This is a genomic window from Mycobacterium intermedium (genome assembly GCF_002086275.1).
In the GTDB taxonomy this organism is placed as follows: domain Bacteria; phylum Actinomycetota; class Actinomycetes; order Mycobacteriales; family Mycobacteriaceae; genus Mycobacterium; species Mycobacterium intermedium.
In genome coordinates this window covers 1-341 of sequence record NZ_MVHT01000340.1, presented here as the reverse complement: position 1 = coordinate 341, position 341 = coordinate 1, and the positions used below count along the sequence as shown (strand labels likewise).

At 65.4% G+C, this 341-nt stretch carries 1 protein-coding gene; it reads left to right on the top strand.

The window, feature by feature from the left end:
- On the top strand, positions 1-341 hold a 341-nt coding region (locus tag BST27_RS30940), incomplete at both ends, for an AMP-binding protein (RefSeq protein WP_139805535.1).

The following is a 341-nucleotide window of genomic DNA, read 5'->3' as shown; positions in this document are numbered from 1 at the left end:
TATTCGGCCGCAGGACTGACGATGCCGGGCCCCAACGATGTCGCCTACCTGATCTACACGTCCGGAACCACCGGCACCCCCAAGGGCGTGGCGATCACCCACCACAACGTCACTCAGCTGATGGGGTCGCTGCCAGACGAACTGGCCGCGACGGGAGTGTGGTCGCAATGGCATTCCCTGGCCTTCGATGTCTCGGCCTGGGAGATCTGGGGTGCGTTGCTGCATGGCGGGCGTCTGGTGGTGGTGCCCGAGTCCGCATCTGCCTCCCCGGAAGACCTGCACGCGTTGCTGGTCGCCGAACAGGTGTCGGTGTTGAGTCAGACACCCTCGGCGGTGGCGAT